The following is a 20,582-nucleotide window of genomic DNA, read 5'->3' as shown; positions in this document are numbered from 1 at the left end:
CATTCTTCTCGTAAAAGTTGAGGATCACGACGTAGCCGGCGGGAAGGATGCCATGGCCTCCGTCGTCGCCTCACGTGAGGTCGACGATGCGCCTTGCGCCGCTTGATGATCGCGTGGAGATTGTGATAGGTATTCGATGCATCCTCATTGCATCGCCACGCGGATTGAACTGGGCGCGGCGCCGATTTTGTAAACCCATAGTACCGAATGTCATTCAACCGCACGGTCCGCGCGGACCGCGGAGCCGTGCGCCGATGGACGATGTCGTACCGGCTCGCCCGGGCACGAACGTCCGAGGTCAGGGCAGGATCATCGACATGGCAGCAAGAAAAACCCGCGTGGCGATATTGGGCGGCGGCATCGGCGCGTTGAGCGCAGCCTTTGCCTTGAGCGAGATCGATCCGCGCGGCGAGCGCTACGAGATCACCCTGTATCAGCTCGGTTGGCGCCTCGGGGGCAAGACCGCCAGCGGACGCAATGCCAAGCTGGGCCAGCGCATCGAGGAGCACGGACTGCATATCTGGGCCGGCTTCTACGAGAATGCCTTCACCATCCTGCGTGCAGCGCTGAAGGCGCTCGATGCGCCGCCGAGCGATCCGATCAGGACGATCGATGATGCGTTCAAGCGGCAGAACGAGATCTTCTACGCCGAGGACATTGATGGCCAATGGTTGCCCTGGCCGTTCTGGTTCCAGCCGGATGTCGATGAATCGGTCTATCCTGGCCGGGACAGCCTGTGGGCACCCGCCGACAACATCGTGCCGCCGCTCTCGACCCTGCTGCTGCGGACCATCGCCAGCATCATCTTCAACCTGAACTACTACCTCGACGACTGGCCGGGCGACCAGAATGCCGAGCTGGCGAAGGCGATCGCCGCCATGCCCGCCGAGCGGCAGGCCCGGCTGGCGGCCGTTGCGCCTGATGGCAAGGGCCATCCGCTGCTGCTGCTGGCCCACCGCGTCGGCGAGAAGCTGCACAGTGACGTCGAAGCGATCCGCCGAGATGCCCAGGGCGACATGGCGGCGCTGCTCCATGCGTTCCGCGGCATCGTCAAGGAGCACCAGACGATCGACGGCCTCGAGGAAGGCCTGCGCCGGCTGTTGATCCTCGCCAATCTCGGCATCTGCATGCTGCTCGGCATCATCGAGAACGACTGCCTGACGGACGGGCTGGAGGTTCTCGACCGGTACGAATTCCGTAGCTTTCTGGCGCAGCAGGATGCAGAGGCCGCCAACAACGCCATCGTGACCGCCCTCTATGAATACATCTTCGCCTTTCGCAACGGCTCCCGCGAGCCGTCGCAGCAGCAGGTGTCGGCCTGCTCGGCCGTTCAGGGACTGCTGCGGCTGTTCTTCACCTACAAGGGCGCGTTCTTCTATAAATCCGTCGTTGGCATGGGGGATACGATCTGCACGCCGATCTACCAGGTGCTGGCGCGGCGCGGCGTGAGCTTCAAGTTCTTTCACAAGGTCACGAGTCTCGAGCCGACCGAGGACGGCAGCAACATCGCGACCATCCACATCGACAAGCAGGTCGAGTTCGTCGATGGCAAATATGATCCCCTGGTCCTGGTGAAGGATTACTGGTGCTGGCCGTCCGAGCCCAAATGGAAGGAGATCGAGAACGGCGAGTACTACGCGCTGAAAGGCTACAATTTCGAGAACGCCTATGGTCCTCCCAACCCGCCGCAGCCGCCCCCGGCGGCGCGGCTCAGCCTGCAGCTCGGCGAGGATTTCGACAAGGTGGTCCTCGGCATCTCGGTCGGCGCGCTCAATGAGATCTGCCAGTCTCTGGTGCAGCAGAAGCCGGCCTGGGCCGACATGGTCGACAATCTCCCAACCGTGCGCACCATGGCGCTGCAGCTCTGGCTCGACTGCGCGGTCGCAGATCTCGGCGGTCCCTACGTGGCGCCTGGGCCGTCGCTCGAGACGATGGGGCCGATCGTCACCACCTGCAAGCCGCCGCTCGACACCTATTCCGACATGTCGCAATTGCTGCCGGCCGAGGACTGGCCGGCGCCGGGGCCGCGCTCGGTCGCCTATTATTGCGCCATCATGAGCGACGAGAGCGCGCCGAACAATGAAGAGCTGGCTGCTGATTATGTGAAGAGCGCATCCAACGACTGGATGACCTCGTGGCTCGACACGCTGTGGACCAACATCGGCAGCGGCAGCACGTTCCGCTGGGATCTCCTGCACGCGCCGAGCGATATCAGCGGATCGGCGCGGCTCGACTTTCAGTTCTGGCGCGCCAACATCAATCCGAGCGAGCGCTATGTGCTGAGCCTGCCGGGCACGCTGCGGCATCGGATGGAGCCCGGCAAGTCCGGCTACGACAATCTCTTCCTCGCCGGCGACTGGACCCGCGTGCCCGAGATCAACGCCGGGTGCGTGGAGGTCGCGGCGATGTCTGGCCTTGCCGCCGCCTCGGCGCTGTCGGGCGTCTACATTCCGATCGTCTCGACCAGTCCCGAACCCTACATCACCAACGCCTACGTCAACTACGCCGGATGGATCACGCTTCCGCCGGCTCCCTACCTCTGCAACGACTCGACCCTCTACGGCTTCGCCGTGCCGGCCGACCTCGGCGCCTGCCAGCGATTTCTCGATCGCTCCTTCAACCGCGTCGCCGGCCGCGACCAGTTCCGCGTGATGCTGGACATGGCCTTCGTCAACGTCATCCAGGTGCGCAAGAGCCAGGCCGCCACGCCGCCGTTCGCGGAGCAGGGGACGATGTCCGAGACCGATATCGGGCTGTGGCTCTTGGTGGGCAGCTACGAGCGGGGCGCTTTGCTGCCGAAATCGATCGGTTTCGTGCCGGCCTATCTGTTCGTGGACAATGCCTGGTCGGTGGTTGCGGGGCAGGAGCTCTGGGGCTTTCCCAAATATCACGCGACCATCGCCCAGCCGACCAGCGCACCATCGAACGATCCGTTCGACGTCTCGGGGCTGGCGATTGCCAGCTACGGGCCGGAGGCCCACGCCTCCCAGCAGCGCATCATCCGAATCGAAGGCACGGCGGGATCGCTCCCGACGGCAGCGGCCTCTCCGGCGGATGCGTTCCGGCAGCTCTGTGCGGGGGCCGACCAAGAGCGAATGAAGCAGCTCACGAGCGGGCCGGGCATGGCGTCGTTCCTGGGCGGCGTCTGGGGCCTGCCGATCCCCGTGTTCTATCTCAAGCAGGCGCGGTCGGCGGACAGCCTCACCGCGGCGAGCTACAAGACGCTGTTGAACGGCGCGCTCGACCTGACGGGGCTGCGCAGTTGGCAATTGCAGTCGGGCAGCTGGTCGATCGAGATGAGCGCTCTCGACAGCCTGCCGTTCATACGCGACCTCGGGCTCGGCACGCCCGTCGACGGCAAGCTCGTGCTGACCGCGACCACGCGCATCTGGGCCGAGATCGATTTCACCGTCGCCGTGGCCAGCCCCATGGCCTGAGCAGGTCGTCACGCCGATTGTCGCCTCGGCGCGTCATCGTCGATGGCGGCGAGCCGCGCCGCTGCCCGGCGCAGGAACGCCGACGCGCCTTGCGCCTCGGCGACCGCGACGGCCTCGCGTAGCGCGGCCGTCACCTGCCCCGGTGCGGTGTCGGGGAGGGCGGCCAGGATCTCGGCGCGCCGCCGATGCAGCGGCGACAGGAAATAGCCGTCGCCATAGCGCCGCGCGGCGTCGATCGCCGCGTCGATCGTCTGCATCGCCTCGGCCGTCTTGCCGACGATCAGTTGCAGGCCGGCGACCTCGCCGAGATAGAAGCAGGAGAAATGCATCATGCCGAGCGTCTGGAACGCCGGCAGTGCCTCGCACGCAGCCGCGAGCGCCTCGTCTGGATTCTTGCCGAGATGGCCGCGGGCGTGCGCCTCCAGGCTGCCCGCCACCAGCTGATAGAGCGGATAGCCATGGTCGCGGCAGATGCTCAGGGCCTCCTCGGTCGCGAGGAGGACATCCTCATAGTCGCCGCGTGCGAGCTGATAGAAGGCTAGCCACGACAGCGCCCAGGCGAGGTCGAACGGACGTCCGAGCCGGCGCGCATGCGCGATGAGATCGCTGGCGATCGCGGCCGCGCCGGCATCGTCTCCCATCGCATGCAGCACCTGCAGCAGCGAGGCCTGGCCGGCGACCAGCGGATCCTGCGAGGACAGTTGCGGCAGCCGCGCGCCGTCCGACACCTGATAGAGCTGCACCGCGGCGGCCAGGAGCCGGCGCGCGGCGGGGAGGTCGCCTCTGGCGAAGAGAATGTAGCCCAAGGCAATGCCGCTCTCGATCCGGTGCTCGGGGAGGCCGGTCTGCTCGCCGATTCCCAGGCACAGATGCGCCATCTCCTCGGCACCGTCGAGATCGCCCGCGATGATCAGGAAACTGCAGATGCCGCGCAGCACGGCGAACAGACCGGCGGTGTTGCCGAGCGCGTCGCAGATCGCCCTTGCCTCGGAAAGCGCCTTGCCGACCTCGGGCACGGTGTAGCCGCGCGAGGCGGCGAGGCTGACGGCAAGCCCGATCAGGAGCTCGAGCTCCAGTCCGGCGCGCTCGCCCTCGGCGGATTGATGACGCAGCAGGTCGAGCGCCGTTTGCAGATGTCGTGCCGCTTCGACATGCGCGGCGCGCGAGGCGGCACGCCGACCCGCGGCCGCCCATAATGGGATGGCCTCGGCGATCGCGCCACTCTCGGTGAAATGGTAGGCCAGCAACTCCGGCTCGGTGTCCCGCGTCTCGGGAAAGCGATCGCGCAGCACGGCCGCGATCCGGCCGTGCAATGTCTGGCGTTCGCGCCGGAGCAGGGACTCGTAGGCGGCGTCGCGGATCAGCGCGTGCTTGAACGTGTAGAGGCTGTCGGGCGGCGCGCCGCTGCTCTCCACGAGGCCGGACTTGACGAGCTGATCCAGGCTCTCGCCGAGCCTGGCTTCGGGCTCCGCCACGATGGCCGACAACAGATCGTAGCTGAAGCGGCGGCCGATGGCGGCGCCGAGATTGGCGATCCGTCGCGCCGGTCCCAATCGGTCGAGCCGCGCCACAAGGGAATCCTGCACCGAGGCGGGGATGGCCACGCTCGCATGACCGTCCCAAGCCGGCGCCGCCGAGGCTTCGATGACGTACTTCGCGAGCTCTTCCAGGAACAGCGGGATGCCCTCGCCGCGGCTCACGATCTGGTGCAGCGTCGTCGCGGGCAGCGCGGCCGAAGCGGCCACATGGGCGCAGATCCGCTCGGCGTCGCCGTGACTCAATCGTCCGAGCTGGAGCCGCGTGACCTGCGGGCTCGCGGCCCAGGGCGGCTCATATTCGAGCCGCGCCGTGACCACGATCAGCCAGCGGCGTTGTCCGGCGCGCCGGATCGCCCGATCGAGCAGCTCCAGCGTGGTCGTGTCGCTCCAATGCGCGTCTTCCAGCACCAGCAGCGCGGGCCCGGTCGGCACCATCAGGTCGATCAGCCGGAGCAGCGTCTCCCGCGTGACCTCCGAGCGCTTCTCGACGGTCATCGTCTGCAGGGGACCGTCCGGCTCGGGAGCGACGCCCAGGACATCGGCGAGCACGGCGCGCGCCGTGGCGTCGCCGACGCCGTGCTCGTTCATGAAGCGATCAAGCTTGTCGCGACGCGTCGCAGCGCCGTCGGAGCGGTCGAAGCCGGCGATGAGCGCGAGCTGTTCCGAGATCGGATACAGCACGCTGTCACAGCGGGTGGGGCTGCAGTACCAGATCATCTGCAGTTGGGAGACGTCGGCTACGCGCCGGCGCAGCTCCTCGACCAGCCGCGACTTGCCGATGCCCGGCTCGCCATGGAGCAGCACCACCTGTCCGCTGCCGAACCGCGCCGCCGCCCAGCAATCGAACAGACGCGCCAGCTCCTGGTCGCGTCCGACCAGAGGGGAGCTTTCGCCGCGAATGCGGGCGTGGAAACGGCTCGCGACGGCGGCTTCTTCCAGCACCTCGAACGCCTCGACCGGTGCGGCGAATCCCTTCAGCGCGAACGTGCCGAGATCGCGGAAGTCGAACATGCCGCGCGCGATGCGCTCGGTCGTCCGGGCCACGACGATGCTGTCGGGGGCGGCGATCGATTGCAGCCGCGCCGCGAGATTCGGCGTCTCGCCGACGATGTCGACCGGGCGACCGTCGGCGCGGGGTAGCAGGTCGCTGACCACGACGAGGCCGGTGGCGATGCCGATGCGCAGACGCAGCGCCTGTCCGTGCGGCGCCTCGAGCCGGCCGACGGCGTCGCGCAGGGCGATGGCGGCGCGGATCGCGGTGGCCGCATCGTCTTCCCCGGCACGCGGATAGCCGAAATACGCGAGCACGCCGTCGCCGGCATATTGCGTGATGGCGCCGCCATGGCGGCCGATGACGTTTTCGCAGGTCGTCAGGAAGGCGTCGATGACGCTGGTCATATCCTCCGGATCGAGCCTGACGGTGAGCGAGACGGAGCCGACGAGATCGCAGATCAGCGCCGTGACCTGCCGCCGCTCGGCGCGATGCATGCCGAGCAGGCGCGAACTCGTCGTCGTATCGGATGACGGCTGCCGCAACGCCCCGCCGCACCCGCCGCATACGTCCGAGCCCGGTGGATTGGGGCGACCACAGGTTTCACAATCCATCTGCGTTCGGGCTCCCGGACACGGCTACGGAATGCGAATGAGCGCGAAGCGCGGAGCTGGCGATGCGGGCGCGGTCACGGCGTCCGTATCGACCGACGTCGCGCGCCGAGCGCGATGCATCGGTTTGCGGTACTGGCATTTTGAGCGCGACCAGGACCGGCTGATCATGTCCAACTCATAGCGCATTCGTGGCAAGGTAGCAACGGTGCCGCAATACTCGCGATCGCTCCGGGGAGCGGGAACGATGTCGGACGGCTCCCTCGGGAGTCCTCGATGCTGGCGGGACCGTTCAAGGCTGCGACGATTTGCCTTCGATGTGGGCACAACAGGTCGCCTCTCCTGCGGAGAGAGTCGCGCATGATCTCGCGATCCCGCGGCGGATGGCCCGTCCGGGTGATACATCGTGAGGCCCCCGGGAAAGCGTGAGGGCGCAGGGAAGGCCGGACCTCGACTGAGGCCCGTGGCCCGCCTGCGAAAAAAATGCAGGCGGCAGGTACCACAGGTCAGCCGGAAATCCGGCCCTCCCTGCGCGATGGTTGAACGGCTGCTTCGCTTTCTCCCTGGTGCGCCGGGCTTTCTGGCCACCATCCCCACGCGAAGCAAAGCCTCGACGTGAGTTGATATCAGCATCGGGATATCAGGACCGCGCGACTTGACCGTGCGTGGCGGATTGTTCGTCGGCGCGAGCAACCCGCGCTGCAATCCACCACGCCCACCGCTCCCCGCCTCGCATGTCGTGACGACCGCGATACGCCCCTCAGCTCGAGACGGGATGTGGGGATAGAACCATGATTTCCGGAAAAACGAAAGCAAAATATTTTCGGCGCGGGGACTGGACAGGCCAAATCAGCTTGATCGCGCAGCGGAAATCAGTTTCTCGGCGCATTGAGCATCCAGCGGTTGCGCCGCCCGTCCGAACCCGGGATTTGCGCACCTGTATACTTGACAAAAGCAGGTGAGTCCCGTCAACCACCGACATTCGACGGGACTTCATTTCGCACGAGGGCGCCCATCAGTTTCCTGGTTTTTCAAGCGACTTGGACATGTCGAAACCTGCCGGAAAATGCGTGTTTTGCGGTGGCGCGGGCCTATCGAAAGGGCACGTCTGGCCCGATTGGATGAATAGGATATTGCCAAACACGGCCACTCACCACGAGCAAGAAATCGGCAAATTCAGCACTTTTGAACCGACCGTTCCCGGCCCTGCCTATAGCATCAGAGTGGCCCAAGGGCACGCCAGAACACGTAAACCGCGCAATACCTGTCTCGCCTGCAACGGAGGATGGATGAGCGCTATAGAGGGCTTGGCCCGCCAAAGCGGAGCGCGGCTGCTTCTAGGACAGCCGCAACTTTTGGATTTGGTCGGTCAAGACGCAATCGCCAGCTTGCTAACGCTTATAGCTATGAGGCTGGAGTTTTTGGGTGACATGCGAGCAATCCCAGACCAGGAACGCAACCGGCTGCGAGTTACTCACATTCCAAGCGATGATTGGAAAATCTGGATAGCCGAGTTTCACGGCAATGATAGTGACCAGCATTGGTCGCGGACCTACGCGGCTCAGATGGATTCAAAGCCAACGGATAAAGTCGGACCCGAATACTGCAATGTGCGCGTTACGACGTTGGTCCTCGGTAAGCTTTGCGCGCACTTGTTTTATTCCCCTATCATCGATTTTCAGGGGTACGAGGGCGTCGAGCTCACGCAAATCTGGCCGCGCCGAAATGGTTACATCGATACGTCCTATTTGCCGCTCAGAACGGGCAAAGAGGTTTTGTTTCTACATGAGGCCTTCGCCAGAGAATCCCGCCCAATGCCACAAGCATAGAGCGGATAAGCTCTGGTCAACCCCTGTATGCGCTGGCGCGTCGCTGTTATTCAGAATCAAGCCACTTCAAGTATATAGGTGCGGGGATTTGCTGGTCCGACGCTGACATGTCGTCCTGGACTGACAAAGAGGACGACCGAGGCGCCTGGCTGCGCCGCGCCGTCACGGCCAGTCGGCGAAGTTGAGCATGGTCCGTGACTGGCCTTTGGTCCGCTGCGACGAAACACCTTTGCGCCACGCGCCCGGTGATTGACCGGTGTGCCTGACGAAGAAGCGGTTGAAATAGGCGCTGTCCTTGAAGCCGAGCGCGAAGGCGATCTGCTTGATCGTCGCGGTGGTGGTTTCGAGCCGGGTCGCCGCCTCCTGAATGACGCGTTGCTGAATCAGCGCGCTCGGTGACCGCTGCAGCATGCGGGTGCACAGCGCGTGCAGGCGATCCGGCGTGACGCCGAGCAGCGCAGCGTAGTCGGCGACACGCAGTTGCTGATGAAAGCGTTCCTCGACGAGCCGGCGAAAGCGGCTCAAGATCTCGGCGCTGGAGCCTTGCGCCTCGCCGGCGCTCTCGTCGGCAAACAGCCGCCAGAAGCGCAGCACGCACAGGGTCAGCTCCGATGACATGATCGAGGCCGCGCCGCGCCGTGAGGGATTTTCGATCTCGGCTGCGATCGCCGCCATCGAGCGCGCGATGATCGCCGCGAACTCGGCCGTGACGGAGAAGGCCAGGACGGCCTCCGTGCCTGCGAGGTCGAGATAGGCGGGCTCGGCCGAGGAGGGCAGGTGGCGGTGCCAGAGCCCGGAGCGCAGCCGCAGGAGATGGCCGGCGGAACCGGCCGCGACGTCGAGATGCTCGGCCCCTCCCGCCGGTACCCAGACCAGCGCCGCACCGGCCCAGATCTGGATTTCGTCTTCGGCGAAGCGCACCGAGGCCGTTCCGGCGGTCAGGCAGAGCAGGTGGACGAACGGCCGCGCGGCATCCGAGCGCAGGGCCCAGCGCCGTGCCTCGAAATGCGAGGGAATGGCTTCGGCCCCGAGCGCCGCCGGGGTGCCACGGGCCGCCGGCGGTAGCGACCGAGGCGCGGCATTACGCGCAATCGCCACCCCAGAAAAGTGCACTCTTTTACCGGAACTGTCCATTGCGCCACCCAAGCCTGCGGTGTTTCCCTCGTCAAGTCCCGACGACCGCAAAAAAAAACCGCGGACGACGTCGGGGCAGAGGAACGTCACCGATTCACCCGCGCGGTCCGCGCGCGTGAACATGGGAGGAGGACAGACAGATGACTTCGACCAACCGTCGTCAGGTGTTGCGGATCGCGGGAGCGGCGGCGATCGCAGCCGGCTTTGCCGTATCGGCCGCCCAGGCACAGTCGCAGGACAAGATCCGCATCGGCTATGCGATCTCGAAGACCGGCCCCTATGCCGGCGGCGCCGGCATCACCACGCTGCCCAACTATCAGCTCTGGGTGAAGGACGTGAACGCGGCCGGCGGCATCAAGCTCGGCGACAAGCGCCTGCCGGTCGAGATCGTCGAATATGACGACCGCAGCTCGTCGGAAGAAGCGGTGAAGGCGATCGAACGCCTCGCCAATCAGGACAAGGTCGACTTCATCCTGTCGCCCTGGGGCACCGGTCTCAACCTCGCGGTCGGTCCGACTCTCAACCGGCTCGGCTATCCGCATCTCGCGGTGACGTCGGTGACCGACAAGGCGCCGGAGCTCGCCAAGCGCTGGGCCAATGCCACCTTCTGGCTCGGCACGTCGGCGCAGATCTCCAATGCGCTCGCCGAGCTGCTCGGCAAGCTCAAGAGCGAGGGCAAGATCGGCGGCACCGTCGCGATGGTCAGCGTCGCCGACCAGTTCGGCATCGAGCTCGCCGCCGCCGGGCGCGAGGCCTTCAAGAAGGCCGGACTGACCGTTGCCTACGACAAGACCTATCCGATGGGGTCGCAGGATCTGCAGCCGCTGCTCAAGGATGCGATCGCGAGCAACGCCGATGCCTTCGTCGCCTTCAGCTATCCGCCGGATACGATCGGGCTGACCGAGCAGGCGCAACTGCTCAAGTACAATCCGAAGATCTTCTATGTCGGCGTCGGCACGGCGTTCCCGCTGTTCAAGGGCAAGTTCGGCGCGGGCAGCGACGGCGTCATGGGCATTGGCGGCTGGAATGCCGACGCGCCCGCGCTCAAGGACTATCTCGCCCGCCACAAGGCGGCGACCGGGCAGGAGCCGGATCGCTGGGCGAGCCCGATCACCTATGCGAGCCTGCAGGTGCTGCAGCAGGCGATCGAAAAGGTCGGCAAGGTCGATCGTGCCGCGATCGCCAAGGAGATCCGCGAAGGCACCTTCGACACGATCATCGGCAAGGTGAAGCTGAAGGACGGCCTGCTGCAGGAGGTGTGGGGCGTCGGCCAGTGGCAGAACGGCGAGTTCTATGCGCTGGCGCCGGCCTCGCTGCCGGGCGCACGCGCCGCTGTCGTGCCGAAGCCGGAATGGAAATAGCCGGAACGAGGTCGTGAGCTCGCGGGCGCGCGTGATCCGGCGCGCGTCCGCGGGCCTCACGTAAGAGGCACGCGCCCCATGCTGATGTTCGACATCCTGCTGCCCGGCCTGGTGCTGGGGGGCATGTATGCCCTGATCGCGCTCGGACTCACGCTGCAATATGGCGTGGCGCGCATCATGAACCTGTCCTATGGCGAGTCGCTGGTCGCGGCCGCCTTCGGCACGCTGTCGCTCTATTCCGGCCTGCAGCTGAGCCCGCTGCTGGCGCTGCTGCTCGCGATTCCCGTGGCGGGGCTGCTGAATTGGCTGCTCTATCGTCTGCTGCTGCAGCGTCTGATCCGCCGGAGCAAGGACGCCGGCGCGCAAGAGGTTGACAGCATCCTCGTCACCTTCGGCGTGCTGTTCGTGATCCAGGGCGTCATGCTGGTGGCCTTCGGCGGGCAGTATTACAGCTATAGCTATCTCTCCATTCCCGTCACCGTGCTCGGCTCGACGCTCGCGGTGAACCGGCTGGTCGCGCTCGGTTTCGCCGCGCTGATCGGCACCGGCGTCTATCTCGCGCTGACGCGGACAAGGATCGGCACAGCCGTGCGTGCCGTCGCGGTCGATGCCAATGCCGCGCGGCTGGTCGGCATCGATGTCGCTTGGCTCGCAGGCCTGGCGTTTGCGTTCGGCGGTGGACTGGTCGCGGCCGGCGGCGTGCTGGTCAGCATGTTCCTCACCTTCAATGCCTCGATGGGCGTCGTGTTCACGATGAAGGCGCTGGTGGTGGTGATCATGGGCGGCGTCGGCAACGTCATGGGCGCGCTGGCCGCAGGGCTGCTGCTCGGCGTCGTCGAGACCGCGGTGGCGCGGCTGGTCGATCCCGGGCTGACCTTGGCGGCGACGTTTGCGATGTTTCTCGCCGTGCTGCTGATCCGGCCGACCGGACTGTTCGGAAAGGCGGCGTCGTGATCAGCCCCGGCAAGATTCTCGCCTGGTGCATCGGGCTCGTCGGCGTTGCCGCGGCAGCTGCGCTGCCGCTCTACGCCAACGGCTACTATCTCGCGCTCGGCATCAGCATTCTCTATTTCACCGTGCTGGCAACCGCCTGGGCAATGTTCTCCGGGCCGACCCGCTACGTCTCGCTGGCGACGGCTGCGTTCTTCGGCATCGGCGCCTATACGGCGGCGGTGACGGGCGAGACGCTGAGCTGGCCGCTGCAACTGATGACCGCTGCGGGTGTCGGCGCTGTCGTCGCGGCCATCACCGGCCTGTCGACGCTGCGGCTGTCCGGCATCTACTTCATCATCTTCTCGTTCGGCCTGGCCGAGCTGATCCGCCAGCTCGTGATCTGGTACGAGGTCAACATTCACAAATCGGTCGGCCGCTATCTGTTCAGCGACATCACCCAGGAGATGCTGTACTGGCAGCTCTGCGCGCTGACGGCGCTGGTCTTCCTCGCCGGCTTTCTGCTGACGCGCTCGCGCTATGGCCTCGCGCTGCGCGCGATCGGCGCCGACGAGACCGCCGCGCGCCATTCCGGCATCGATGCGACCGTGGTGAAGCTCGGGGTCTTCATCGTCAGCGCGGTGTTCATGTCGGTGACCGGCGCGATCATGGCGCCGCGCTGGACCTATATCGATCCGGCGATCGCGTTCAACCCGATGATCTCGTTCCAGGTCGTGATTATGGCGCTGCTCGGCGGCGCGGGATCGCTGATCGGCCCGGTGCTCGGCGTCATCCCGCTGGTGCTGCTGTTTGAGGTGCTGACCGCGGCGCTGCCCAATCATTTCAGCATCGTGCTCGGCCTCATCTTCATCGGCATCGTGATGGCGCTGCCGCGCGGTGTGATCGGCCTCGTCGACAGCACCTGGCGGCGGGAGCGCCGGGTCGTGCCCGCGAAGCCCGAGCAGGACGGTCGGCCGCTGCTCGTTGCGGAGGCCGTCGGCAAATCCTTCGGCGGCCTGCGCGCCGTCGACAGCGTGAGCCTTGACGTCCGCGCGGGCGAGATCCTCGGCGTCATTGGTCCCAACGGCTCCGGCAAGACGACGCTGCTCAACATGCTCTCGGGCGCGCTCGTGCCCTCGGCCGGCACGATCCGCTTCGGCGGCATCGTCATCAGCGGTCTCGCGGCACACCGGATTGCGCGGCTTGGTCTCGCCCGCACCTTCCAGTTGGTGCGGGTGATGCCGGACCTGATGGTCGCCGAGAATGTCGCGGCGGCGGCGTTGTTCCGCACGCGCCAGACCGGTGCGGCCGCAGAATCGATCCATGAGCTGCTCGCCCTGGTCGGCCTCGATGGCATGGCGGAGATGCCGGCGGGCGACCTCACTTACATCGACCAGAAGCGGCTGGAGCTGGCCCGCGCGCTGGCGCTGCATCCGCGTCTTGTGCTGCTCGACGAATGGCTGGCTGGGCTCAATCCGACCGAGCTGGAGACCGGCATCGAGCTGATCGCCTCCTTGCGCGACCGCGGCATCACCATCGTGATGGTCGAGCATGTGATGGATGCGATCCGCGCGCTGTGCGACCGCTGCGTCGTGATGAGCGCGGGCGTCGTGATCGCGCGCGGCACACCGGACGAGGTGCTCGCCGATCCCGCCGTGATCACAGCCTATCTCGGAGAGCCCGATGCTTGAGATCAAGCGGCTGTCGCACGCCTATGGCAAGCACCAGGCGCTCACCGCTGTCGGGCTCGAGGTCGAGCGCGGCGAGATCGTCGCCATCCTCGGCGCCAATGGCGCCGGCAAGTCGACGCTGCTGAAGGCGATCGCGGGACTGATCCGGCCATCGGCTGGGTCCGTGATCCGCCTCGGCGGGACGGACATCGGCTCGCTCGCGCCGCATCTGATCGTCGAGCGCGGCATCGCGCTGGTGCCGGAGGGCCGCGGCGTGTTCGGCGATCTCACCGTCGCCGAGAACCTCCAGCTCGGCGCTTATCCTTCGCGCGCCCGCGACGGCGAGGCCGCTCGGCTGGCGCACGTGCTGGCGCTGTTTCCGCGCCTCACCGAGCGCATGGGGCAGGCGGTGCGCACCATGAGTGGCGGCGAGCAGCAGATGGTCGCGATCGGCCGCGCACTGATGTCGCGGCCCGATTTGCTGCTGCTCGACGAGCCGTCGCTCGGCCTGTCGCCGCTCTTGAGCCGCGAGGTGTTCCGGGCGCTGAGGACGATCCGCGGCGACGGCGTCGGCATCCTGATGGTCGAGCAGAACGCCCGCGCCAGCCTCGACATCGCCGACCGCGTCTACCTGATCGAGCAGGGACGCAACGCCGGCCGGGGGCCGGCGTCCGAGATGAAGAACAATCCCGACATCCAGCGCGCCTATCTCGGTCAGTCGCGCGCGCCGGCTTCCGCAACCGTAACAACCCGATCGACCTAGGAGCGCCCCATGAACGCGATCAATCTCCTGATTGGCGGCAAGGACCAGTCCGCCACCAACCAGCGCACCTTCCAGCGGCTCAATCCGATCAGCGGCGAGATCGCAACCATCGTTGCGGCGGCGTCGATCGATGACGCGCTGCGCGCCGCCGATGCCGCCGCGGCGGCATTTCCGGCGTGGTCCCGGCTCGGCCCGGGCGAGCGCCGCAAGCGGCTCAATGCGGCTGCGGATGCGCTGGCGCGCAACGCCCCGGAGTTCATTGCGCTGATGATGGCCGAGACCGGCGCCACGGCGGGCTGGGCCGGCTTCAACGTGCATCTCGCCGAGGGCATGCTGCGCGAGGCCGCGGCGATGACGACGCAGATCGCGGGCGAGGTGATCCCGACCGACGTGCCCGACAACATTGCGCTGGCGCATCGCCAGCCGGTCGGCGTCGTGCTCGGCATCGCCCCGTGGAATGCGCCGGTCATCCTCGGTGTCCGCTCGGTGGCGATGCCGCTCGCCTGCGGCAACACCGTGGTGCTGAAGGCCTCGGAGATGAGCCCGGGCGTGCACCGGCTGATCGGCGCGTGCCTGGCCGAAGGCGGTCTCGGCGACGGCGTCGTCAACGTCGTCACCAATGCGCCCGAGGATGCGCAGGCGGTGGTCGAGGCGCTGATCGCCCATCCCGCGATCCGCCGCGTCAACTTCACCGGCTCGACGCGCGTCGGCCGTCTCATCGCCATGGCCTGTGCCAAGCAATTGAAGCGCGCGCTGCTCGAGCTCGGCGGCAAGGCGCCGCTGGTCATTCTCGACGATGCCGATCTCGACGCCGCGGTGAACGCCGCCGCGTTCGGCGCCTTCATGAACCAGGGCCAGATCTGCATGTCGACCGAGCGCATCGTGGTCGACGACAAGGTGGCGGATGAATTCGTCGCAAAGTTCGCCGCCAAGGCCAACAGCCTGCCTTACGGAGATCCGCGCAAGGGCAATGTGGTGCTGGGCTCGCTGGTCAGCGCCGCCGCCTGCGACCGTGTCGGCGGCCTGATCGAGGACGCGGTGGCCAAGGGTGCCGTGTTGGCCGCCGGCGGCCGCGGCAGCGGCACGATCATGCCCGCGACCATCGTCGATCACGTCACGCCGGCGATGCGCATCTACGGCGAGGAGAGCTTTGGCCCGGTGGTGACGATCGTGCGCGTCGGCGGCGTCGACGAGGCCGTGCGCGTCGCTAACGACACCGAATATGGTCTGTCGTCGGCGGTGTTCGGCCGCGACATCGCCCGCGCGATCGGCGTCGCCAAGCGCATCGAGTCCGGCATCTGCCACGTCAACGCGCCGACGGTGCATGACGAGCCGCAGATGCCGTTCGGCGGCGTCAAGGCCTCCGGCTATGGCCGCTTCGGCGGCAAGGCCGCGATCGACGAGTTCACCGAGCTGCGCTGGATCACGGTGCAGACCGGCGAACGGCACTATCCATTCTGAGACGGCGTTTGCGGCCCGGCCCTGGCGCATCGTCGGATGCAGCCAGAGCCGGTTGCATTCCGCGCGGCCATGCGCGGCAGCTTTTCGATATGTGTCGATGGTGCGAGGCGCGATCGAAATTCACGTTGTAGCTCCGCTGGTTGCGGCAGACAGGCGCGCTACTTTAAAGAAATTCCAACGGTTTTAGATCGATTCAGTTTGCTGCGGCCCTTCTCTTGCCGGACGTTCGGATCATCACGTGCAACGTCGATGAAGAAGGGTGGGTTCGAGCGCATGCGGCTGTGGGTTCAGGTCCATACGTGGACGTCGCTGATCAGCATGATCTTTCTGCTGATGCTGTGCCTGACCGGGCTTCCGCTGATCTTCCATGACGAGATCGATCATCTCTTCGAGGACGAGATCGCCGCGCCGGCGATGCCGGCCGACACGCCGCTGCTGCCGCTCGACCGCCTGATCTCGGCGGCCAAGCAGCAATTGCCGGAGCAGCATGCGCTGTTCGTGAGCCTGAGGCAGGCGGAGCCGCTGATTGTGGTCGCGATGTCGCCGACCGCCATTCCGGTGCCCGGGCAGTTTCATCGCCTCACCGTGGATGCGCGCACCGGCGTCGTTCTCGGCGAGGAGGCGCCGCATCAGGACGTCATGGACGTGATCCTGCGCATCCACCGCGACATGTTCACCGGCCTGCCGGGCGAGCTCTTTCTCGGACTGATGGGACTGGTGTTCGCCGCCTCCATCGTCTCTGGCGTCGTCGTCTACTGGCCGTTCATGCGGCGCTTGCAGTTCGGCACCGTGCGGGATCGCTCGGCCCGGCTGAAATGGCTCGACCTGCACAATCTGCTCGGCATCGTCACGGTGAGCTGGGCGCTCGCGGTCGGCTTGACCGGCACCATCAACACGCTTGCCGTGCCGCTGTTCGATCTCTGGCGCGCAAAGACCATGCCGGCACTGCTCGCGCCCTATCGGGGCAAGCCGCTGGCGGAAGCAAAATCGATCGAGGCCGCCGTTGGCGCCGTCCGCACCGCGTTTCCTGACCGGCTGGTGACGTCCATCACCCTGCCGACGACGACGCGGTTCGGCAGCCCGCAGCATCTGATGATCTGGACCAAGGGCCGCACGCCATTTACCGCGCGCATGTTCAAGCCGGTTCTGGTCGACGCCCAGGACAGCAGCAAGATGGTCGCGCCCGAGCTCGCCTGGTATCTCACCGCGCTGCAGGTGTCGCGGCCGCTGCACTTCGGTGATTACGGCGGACTGCCGCTGAAGATCATCTGGGCCGTTCTCGATGTCATCACGATCATCGTGCTGTGCAGCGGACTCTATCTGTGGGCCGCCAAGCGCTGGGGCTTCCGCAGGAAGGTGTCCGGCGTCGTTAGGTCGGCAGCGCCTGCGGTGGTGTCGCCATGAGCTCCTCGGCCGCATCGGCGACGCCGTCTGCCCGCGTCGCGCAACTCTCGACCTGGCAGGTGTTTCGTGCGCCGCTGCTGATCGGCCTGGTCGCCGCAGCCGGGCTCGCCTTCGGACTGTTCGGCGACGGGCTCTGGGACGGCCTGTGCTGGCTCGGGCTGTCGATTCCGATTCTGCTGTCGCTCGCATACGGCACGAAACTAAGCCGCGGCGCGAAGGCCGGAGCGCAAGGTGCTCAGGCCGGGACGCAGGATCTGCCGCTCTGAGCGCTGACGTCCGCCGTCGGTCGGCGGAAGATACCCCGCATCATTGATCTCGATCCGCGCTGCTGGACGACGCGCCCGGCGCGATGACCCTGATGCGCTCGGCCGGCCAACGATCCCACGCATCTCTTCTCTCACGCGTCCTCTCGCGCGCGGCGCCTCATTGCGATGGCAGCGCGCTGCGTCGGCGGCGCGTGATCGGTCTCGCGCAGCGAGCGCCGACGCGAGCGGCGTCGCTCCGGCCTGGAAACAAGCAGATACAAATGTCTCGATGCCTTCTCCGATCTGCGCGCGGCGCGGCGGAGATGTGGCGCATTTGAAAGCAAAGATTGATTCAAAAGTGGCAATGTGATTAGTTATCATCGTATGATTGATCGAAATTATTTCGATGAGTTCGAGACGATCGGTGTCGTGAGCTGTATCAGCCGACGCGATCGCATCGCTCTTCCCCGCGACATGCGCTTCTTTTGAAGGCTTCAAAGAAGCGGAGTGAAAAGAATCTCGTAGTAGCGACAATCTGTTGAGCCGATCGATTCGGCGAAGCTGTCGCTCGTTAGACGAGTTCTACGTCGCGCGACGCCATCCTCAAATACCTGTGTGTTAGGACCACCGACGAGCCGAGTTGGAACTTGGAATGATCGGGGTGTCAGGATGGTCTGTCGCATTTGGGATAAAGACGTTGGATTGACGATGTCGTTGGGACTTGTGAGCTCATTGGCGCTCTCGCTGAATGTCGGAGGCGTTCAATCGGCCTTCGCGCAGACCAAGCTCCCCGATGTGACCGTCGACGCGCCGAAGCCGAAAGTCCGGCAGACCGCTTCGAGACCGCAGACGACCGCGACGCGGACCGCTCAGCAGCGCCGCGTCGCTCCGCGCAACCTGCCGCCGACCGCCCCGGTGGCCTACGTGACGCCGTCGACGGGCACGATCGGCGCGCCGCCGTCGCCCTATGCCGGCGGCCAGGTCGCGAGCGGCGGCGGCCTTGGGCTGCTGGGCAACCGCGGGGTGATGAACACGCCGTTCAATCAGACGAGCTTCACATCGCAACTGATCCAGAACCAGCAGGCGCGCACGATCCGCGACGTGCTGATCAATGATCCCTCGGTGCGCACGATCCAAGCCGCCGGCGGCGGCGCCGACAGCCTGTTCATCCGCGGCTTCTACTACGACAGCGGTGACTACGCCCTGAACGGGCTGGCCGGAATCGCGCCATATTATTCGACGGGCGCCAATTTCATCGAACGGGTCGAATTGCTGAAGGGGCCCGCGGCTCTGCTCAACGGCATGACGGTCGGCGGCACTGGCGCCTCAAGCGGCGGCGCGGTCGGCGGTAGCGTCAATCTCGTCACCAAGCACGCGCTCGACACCGACATCACGCAGCTAACGGCAACCTATGCGTCCAAGACGCAATTCGGCGAGCAGATCGACGTCGGCCGTCGCTATGGCGAGCACAAGGAGTGGGGCGTCCGGCTGAACAGCAAGTATTCGAACGGCGATACCCCCTGGAACCGGCAGACCGACGAGTTCGGCAATGCCCACCTCGCCGTCGACTATCATGGCGAGAATGTCCGAATCGATGCCGATGTCGGCTATCAGGCGGACAAGCTGAATCCGCCGCTGCGATTCTTCGGCGTGGGTACTGCTGTCACCAGCATTCCGTCGCCACCGTCGTCCGGCACCAATTTCCAGGTGCCGTGGGCGTATTATGCGCCGACCGATTTCTTCTCGACGGTGAAAGGCGAAGTCGATCTCAACGATCGTATCACCGCCTATGCCGGATTCGGCTATCACGACAGCAACATCAACTACCGTTATCCGTCGCCGGTGCTCGCGAGCAACGCTGGCGTATTGTCCGGGACTCCGGGAACGGGAAGCGAGACGTACAAGACATACGCCGGGGAGGCTGGCCTGCGCATGACGGCCGATACCGGCCCGATCAACCATGCCGTCAATGTCGGCTATTCCATCACCGACCGCACCTATACCCAGCAGGTGGTCTCCGGCAAGATGCCCAACTGGAGCCTTTACAGCGAGCCGACCAACATCGCGTTGCCAAGCTTTGCGACGCTCCAAGCCAATCAGACCGTCGGCGCCAATCTCTGGAGCATCGGCGTCTCCGACACGATGTCGCTGCTGAACAAGCGGATTCAACTGACCGTCGGTGTGCGCAGACAAACCGCGGGAACGGAAGTCACGAATCTCGTTACTCCAGCATCGAGCCGCCCCTTCGAGGACACCTCGGTGTGGACGCCAGCCTATGCGCTCGTGGTCAAGCCCGTCGAGTTTGTGTCGCTTTATGCCAATTACATCGAAGGCCTGCAGACCCCGACCGTCGTCGCCGCCGGCTATGCCAACAGCGGCACGGTCTTCCCGCCAGGGCAGACCAAGCAGGTCGAGACCGGCGTCAAGGTCGACTTCGGCCGAATCACGACTACCGTCAGCGCATTCGATATCTCGCGCCCCAGCGTGATTACCACGAGTTCAGGGGGAGTGCTGACTCAAGAGCTGAATGGCCGGCAGCGCAATACGGGGGCCGAGTTCAACGTGTTCGGCGAGGTCACGCCGACGCTGCGGCTGCTGGGGGGCGTCGCGTATATTCACGGCGTACAGGAGAAGACCTCGGGCGGCCTGACGGACGGCAAGCGGGCGATCGGCGTGCCCGAGCTCACCGTGAATCTCGGCGCCGAGTGGGATACACCGTTCGTGCGGGATCTGACGTTGACGGGGCGGGTCGTCTACACCGGTGCACAATATGTCGACGCGGCCAACAAACTCTCGCTGCCGGATTGGACACGCGTCGACCTTGGCGCCCGCTACACCTTCACTTCGCCCTGGAACGGCAAGCCGATCGTGCTGCGGGCGAGCGTCGAGAATGTCTTCGACAAGGCGTATTGGGCGTCGGCCTATAGCGGTGTGATCACCCTGGGGGCGCCGCGCACCTATCTCGTTTCCACGACGTTCAATTTCTAGGACGTCGATACGCGTTGGCGATGATGGGGCCGCCGCACGGCCGTTGTGCGGCGGCCTTGTTAGTCTGAGCGATGCGGACGGCGTTCAATTCCAATCTGATGAAAATTTGCGTAGCTCATCGATTGCGTCGAGGTGTGATCATCCCCGGGTGACAAAGCGGTCGGGTCGGCAAATCATCTAGTTGGAGCCGATACATCCTCGTGTTGAATCGTCACCTGCG

General features: G+C 65.7%; 12 protein-coding genes. 10 read left to right on the top strand and 2 right to left on the bottom strand.

Annotated features, from left to right (window positions below):
- The first annotated feature begins 317 nt into the window (after positions 1–317).
- Positions 318–3,437, top strand: coding sequence for an NAD(P)-binding protein (locus QX132_RS15755; protein ID WP_316161840.1), 3,120 nt, complete (start codon positions 318–320; stop codon positions 3,435–3,437).
- Positions 3,438–3,445: 8 nt separating this feature from the next.
- Here the strand turns inward: QX132_RS15755 and QX132_RS15750 are convergent, their stop codons facing one another.
- Entirely contained in the window at positions 3,446–6,511 is a 3,066-nt protein-coding gene (locus QX132_RS15750; protein ID WP_316161838.1) for an ATP-binding protein, read from the bottom strand.
- Between the two features lie 1,112 nt (positions 6,512–7,623).
- Between QX132_RS15750 and QX132_RS15745 the strand changes: the two genes are divergently transcribed.
- A complete protein-coding gene (locus QX132_RS15745) occupies positions 7,624–8,406 on the top strand; it encodes a hypothetical protein (protein ID WP_316161836.1) in 783 nt (260 codons plus the stop codon).
- A 162-nt stretch (positions 8,407–8,568) separates the two neighbouring features.
- Here QX132_RS15745 and QX132_RS15740 read toward each other — a convergent pair whose 3' ends face one another.
- A complete protein-coding gene (locus QX132_RS15740) occupies positions 8,569–9,663 on the bottom strand; it encodes a helix-turn-helix domain-containing protein (RefSeq protein ID WP_316161835.1) in 1,095 nt (364 codons plus the stop codon).
- A gap of 17 nt (positions 9,664–9,680) precedes the next feature.
- On the opposite strand from QX132_RS15740, the gene QX132_RS15735 reads away from it, so the two are divergent.
- From QX132_RS15735 to QX132_RS15700, 8 genes are all read left to right on the top strand, one after another.
- Entirely contained in the window at positions 9,681–10,901 is a 1,221-nt protein-coding gene (locus tag QX132_RS15735; protein ID WP_316161833.1) for an amino acid ABC transporter substrate-binding protein, read from the top strand.
- A 78-nt stretch (positions 10,902–10,979) separates the two neighbouring features.
- Positions 10,980–11,855, top strand: a complete 876-nt coding sequence (locus QX132_RS15730; RefSeq protein WP_315739507.1) for a branched-chain amino acid ABC transporter permease — start codon at positions 10,980–10,982, stop codon at positions 11,853–11,855.
- Positions 11,852–13,522: a branched-chain amino acid ABC transporter ATP-binding protein/permease gene (locus QX132_RS15725; RefSeq protein ID WP_316161831.1), complete on the top strand. Its 1,671-nt coding sequence runs from the start codon at positions 11,852–11,854 to the stop codon at positions 13,520–13,522. The genes QX132_RS15730 and QX132_RS15725 overlap by 4 nt, the downstream gene beginning before the upstream one ends.
- Positions 13,515–14,264: an ABC transporter ATP-binding protein gene (locus QX132_RS15720; protein ID WP_316161830.1), complete on the top strand. Its 750-nt coding sequence runs from the start codon at positions 13,515–13,517 to the stop codon at positions 14,262–14,264. The genes QX132_RS15725 and QX132_RS15720 overlap by 8 nt, the downstream gene beginning before the upstream one ends.
- Before the next feature lie 9 nt (positions 14,265–14,273).
- Complete coding sequence (locus QX132_RS15715) at positions 14,274–15,725, top strand: aldehyde dehydrogenase (RefSeq protein WP_316161828.1); 1,452 nt, start codon at positions 14,274–14,276, stop codon at positions 15,723–15,725.
- A gap of 273 nt (positions 15,726–15,998) precedes the next feature.
- Positions 15,999–17,129, top strand: a complete 1,131-nt coding sequence (locus QX132_RS15710) for a PepSY-associated TM helix domain-containing protein (RefSeq protein ID WP_315781268.1) — start codon at positions 15,999–16,001, stop codon at positions 17,127–17,129.
- Positions 17,126–17,395 carry a hypothetical protein gene (locus tag QX132_RS15705; protein ID WP_315781231.1) on the top strand — a complete coding sequence of 90 codons (270 nt, stop codon included), beginning with the start codon at positions 17,126–17,128 and terminating at the stop codon, positions 17,393–17,395. The genes QX132_RS15710 and QX132_RS15705 overlap by 4 nt, the downstream gene beginning before the upstream one ends.
- 687 nt (positions 17,396–18,082) lie before the next feature.
- Positions 18,083–20,362 (top strand): TonB-dependent receptor, encoded by a 2,280-nt coding sequence (locus QX132_RS15700; protein WP_315781228.1) that lies wholly within the window; start codon positions 18,083–18,085, stop codon positions 20,360–20,362.
- Positions 20,363–20,582 lie beyond the last annotated feature (220 nt).

Source organism: Bradyrhizobium sp. SZCCHNRI20481 (assembly GCF_032485055.1).
GTDB lineage: Bacteria > Pseudomonadota > Alphaproteobacteria > Rhizobiales > Xanthobacteraceae > Bradyrhizobium.
This window is presented reverse-complemented; position numbering and strand designations above follow the sequence as displayed.

Coding starts and splice junctions, on each gene's coding strand:
- QX132_RS15715 (WP_316161828.1), top strand. CDS start 14,274: ATGAACGCGATCAATCTCCTGATTGGCGGCAAGGACCAGTCCGCCACC.
- QX132_RS15720 (WP_316161830.1), top strand. CDS start 13,515: ATGCTTGAGATCAAGCGGCTGTCGCACGCCTATGGCAAGCACCAGGCG.
- QX132_RS15700 (WP_315781228.1), top strand. CDS start 18,083: ATGTCGTTGGGACTTGTGAGCTCATTGGCGCTCTCGCTGAATGTCGGA.
- QX132_RS15740 (WP_316161835.1), bottom strand. CDS start 9,663: ATGTTCACGCGCGCGGACCGCGCGGGTGAATCGGTGACGTTCCTCTGC.
- QX132_RS15735 (WP_316161833.1), top strand. CDS start 9,681: ATGACTTCGACCAACCGTCGTCAGGTGTTGCGGATCGCGGGAGCGGCG.
- QX132_RS15730 (WP_315739507.1), top strand. CDS start 10,980: ATGCTGATGTTCGACATCCTGCTGCCCGGCCTGGTGCTGGGGGGCATG.
- QX132_RS15705 (WP_315781231.1), top strand. CDS start 17,126: ATGAGCTCCTCGGCCGCATCGGCGACGCCGTCTGCCCGCGTCGCGCAA.
- QX132_RS15745 (WP_316161836.1), top strand. CDS start 7,624: ATGTCGAAACCTGCCGGAAAATGCGTGTTTTGCGGTGGCGCGGGCCTA.
- QX132_RS15755 (WP_316161840.1), top strand. CDS start 318: ATGGCAGCAAGAAAAACCCGCGTGGCGATATTGGGCGGCGGCATCGGC.
- QX132_RS15710 (WP_315781268.1), top strand. CDS start 15,999: ATGCGGCTGTGGGTTCAGGTCCATACGTGGACGTCGCTGATCAGCATG.